Origin of the sequence: Streptomyces goshikiensis (assembly GCF_014650555.1) — a bacterium.
In the GTDB taxonomy this organism is placed as follows: Bacteria; Actinomycetota; Actinomycetes; order Streptomycetales; family Streptomycetaceae; genus Streptomyces; species Streptomyces goshikiensis.
The window spans coordinates 1-3,240 of the sequence record NZ_BMVE01000035.1 but is presented as its reverse complement, the minus strand read 5'-3'; the positions used below and the strand labels follow the sequence as shown (position 1 = coordinate 3,240).

Genomic DNA, 3,240 nt, shown 5'->3' with positions numbered 1-3,240 from the left:
CCCGCGGAGCGGGTACCTGAGCGCTGCGCGCTCAGGAGAGAACCGCCTCGCTGCGCTCGACGGGGCTCGGCTTCGCCGAGCCAGAGCCGGCCCTTCGGGCCGGTGTCCTTCGCTTCGCTTCGGACGGTTCGGGACCCCGAACGGCCTGCTTCGCAGCCCTCGGTGACCCCGTTTAATGGGGTCCGGGCCTTCGGCCCGTTGGGTGGGTCCGCTCCGCTCCCCACCCGGGTCCTTCCGGCTCCGCCTCCAGGACTAGCCCGCTCCGCGGGCGGCTGGCAGCGGTGAGGGCACCTGGCCTGAGGAGCTTACGAGGCCGGGGTCTGGCAGCTGACGAAGTCCACTGTCAGCCGGGTGACGGGCAGTCTGGGCCAGGCGCAGCCGTCCAGACACTTTCCGGTGTACTGATGGCCAGATCGTCAGGGAGAACAGGTTCCCAACGCCTGGGCCAGTCGGTCGCTCTGCTCCTGAGTGATGCCATGGGCGAGTTGTACGCCGAACCGTGGACTCCCTGTAACCGTGCACTCAAGGAGCCCCTGCACGAACGCATGCTCTCCTCCGCTGAGAGGGGACCCAGCGCGAAAATCCCATTGAGCCGGCTCCCAGATCGGGTTCCGCAGGATCATCTCCGCCACGCGGGATGCGTTGTCAGCCTGCATACCAGTGCGGGTGAGAGCCAAGGAGACCGTGTTGGCCGCCTCTGGCGGCAGGTCCACGTCACCGAGGATCGGCAGCAGAAGAAGCAAGCGGACGGTGGGGTCGTGGATTCCCGGTGCCGTGAGGTCCGGGTTGGCGGCAATATGGATCAGCTCTCCCCAGGACAAGCCCGGTCCTGCCTGGTGGGGGCTAATGGTGGCGAGATGACCGTGCCAGCCGCCCCATTCCGGGTGGGTGACGAAGTACAGGTTCCCGCAGTCGTCAGGGTCGTTGCGGTGAACCACCACCACTGTGTGCCCGTCACCGAACGGGATCCGGAAGACGGGCCAGCGCTCCTCCTCCATGAGCGCCTCACATGCCGCGTCTACGTCCGCCTCATCCGCGCCGAACCACTCAAACTCCGGCTCGCCACGCTCGTCTCCCGGCCCGCACAACCACATAAGCGAAACAGCCCAGAAGCCCGGAAGCCCAACCAGCTCCTCACCGAAAACCAGTCGGGCATCGTCGTATCCATCAATCAGCACCAGGCAAGTCTGCCGGGCACCACTGACACACCCCTTCGAACGCCACCAGGACCAGCCCACTACCGAAGTCCCAGTGGTGGTAACCAGGCCCGCCCTGCGGGCCAGGAAGCACTGTCAGAGAGGGCTCATAGTCTGGTGTGCTCACTAGACGCCGGAGGTTCCTCTTGCCCAGTCATCCCGCCATACGCGCACTGTCAGACGTGCTCACGCCCTGCAGGCAAAGCAGCGAAGGAGCCCCCCACGACCTGGCCGGAACAGCCGAAGCCGAACACAGACTCGGCATACGACTCCCCTCGGACTACATCGCCTTCATCGAAACCTACGGAGCCGGCGGAATCGACGGAGACGCACTGTGGGTATCCCCCCATACCGTGAAGCCGGAGGCGACAGCGTGGTCGACATGGCCGAACTCTTCTGGGAACAGGCCCCCGAATCCTACTCGCGCTGGCTGCCACCCGAGGTAAGCGCCGACAGGCTCCTCAGATGGGGCTTCGTTGAAGACGGAACCCACCTGTTCTGGCTCATGACCGGCGAGGACAGCGACACCTGGCCCATCGCCGACCTCTACGAAGACGGCGGCCCCTTTACCATCCACAAGGAAGGATTCGCCGCCTACGTACAACGCTGGTGCGCCCCCACACCCGGCCCCACCACAGAACCAATCCAATTCATCCACTGGCGCGAATACGGCCACCTCATGGAACAAGGCCTCAACCCCGCCAGTTGAGCGGGTCCGCTTCGCTCCCCCGCCCTTAACCCTTCCGGCTCCGCCTCCAGGCTCCTGGCTCGCTACCGCGAGCCAGGCTGCCAGCAGGAAGGAGGGCTATGGGGCTGACTGTCCGTCGGTAATAAGTCAGGGATTCGAGCCCTTCCCTATGGGCTTCGGCGGAATGTCCCGGCCCCTGGCCGACCATGCGGCGGAAGGCCTCTTTCTCCTCCATCACCGGACGGCCAGCGGCCGGCCGCATAGTACGCATCCCAGGCGCTCACTTCCACGGTTTCACGCATGCCTCTCCCGCCTCTCGTGGTTGGGGGTCCCGGCGCCACCCCTGGCGCGCCGCCGGACTGCGGCGGGGTACCCGAGCCGGACCGCGGCCTGATCGGCCGTCAAGGACGGCTGCGCGGCCAGGAGGACGGCGATCCGCTCGCTGCGCAGCTCAGACAGAGCGCGCTGCGCCGTCGCGTAGGCCACGCCCAGCGCGGCGCAGACGCCGGCGATCGTGATAGCCGGGTCGGCGTCGAGGAGCGCGGCAACCCGGGCCTGCAGCTCACCGCGCGGTACCGCATTCGCCTTCCCCTTCGGCCGGCCCGTCGCGGCCTGCTTGCCGGGCCGGCCGTCGCAGAAGGCCCGAACTGACCTGCGCGGCCAGTGCTCCACACCGCACACCATCACCATGTGCGGTGCCAGCCGCGGGTCCGACTTGTAGCCGTCCCAGCTCCGCGGGGACACCCCTACCTCGGCGGCCGCCTCCTGTCGGTCCAGCAGATCCTCCGCGCCCGGTGCTGGCAGAGCCTGCACCTCGCCACGCTCGAGGTAGGCGGCCGTCTGCTCGCCGTCCCACAACAAGACCCGGGCACCCTCAGAACTGATGGGCGCTGGGAAGCCCTCGGCCGCGTAAGGCCGCTTGTTCCGGAACGTGCCCATCGCCATGCCCATTTCTTGGGCAAGCTGCTCACGGGTACGAACCAGGTGCTCCCGTCCGCGGCGAATCATCAGCACTCCCTTTCTCACCATCACAGCAGCAGCGCCTCAGCCATTGGCCGACCGGCAGCGCAGGCCGGCGGACGGTACTGAGACAGGCCGCCAGATCAGCCCGTGAAAGTTACTGCACTTCAGTCACTTCGGCAAGGCGGCGCTACATCACCGTCTCAAAATGCATACCAGATAGAGATTGCAAAGACCATGGCCTAAGAACCGCAACCGAACGCCCTCTACCTACCCCGGCACCGCAGTAAAACCGCAGGTCAAAGCAGTTCTGCTGGGTACTACGCCGCATCCCGTTGTCCCAGCCAACTCATCCCAGCGACCCCAACCTCACCGCATCGCGCTATCCCCTAAAAC

General features: G+C 66.5%; 3 protein-coding genes. 1 reads left to right on the top strand and 2 read right to left on the bottom strand.

Features of this window, described 5'->3' with window-relative positions:
• Nucleotides 1-416: 416 nt before the first annotated feature.
• The gene (locus IE248_RS37010) at nucleotides 417-1,178 is read right to left on the bottom strand and encodes a hypothetical protein (protein ID WP_229895813.1); all 762 of its coding nucleotides are present in this window, start codon (nucleotides 1,176-1,178) and stop codon (nucleotides 417-419) included.
• Nucleotides 1,179-1,578: 400 nt separating this feature from the next.
• Between IE248_RS37010 and IE248_RS37000 the strand changes: the two genes are divergently transcribed.
• Entirely contained in the window at nucleotides 1,579-1,905 is a 327-nt protein-coding gene (locus IE248_RS37000) for a hypothetical protein (protein WP_229895812.1), read from the top strand.
• Nucleotides 1,906-2,178: 273 nt separating this feature from the next.
• Here IE248_RS37000 and IE248_RS36995 read toward each other — a convergent pair whose 3' ends face one another.
• Nucleotides 2,179-2,898: a hypothetical protein gene (locus tag IE248_RS36995; protein WP_190033145.1), complete on the bottom strand. Its 720-nt coding sequence runs from the start codon at nucleotides 2,896-2,898 to the stop codon at nucleotides 2,179-2,181.
• Nucleotides 2,899-3,240 lie beyond the last annotated feature (342 nt).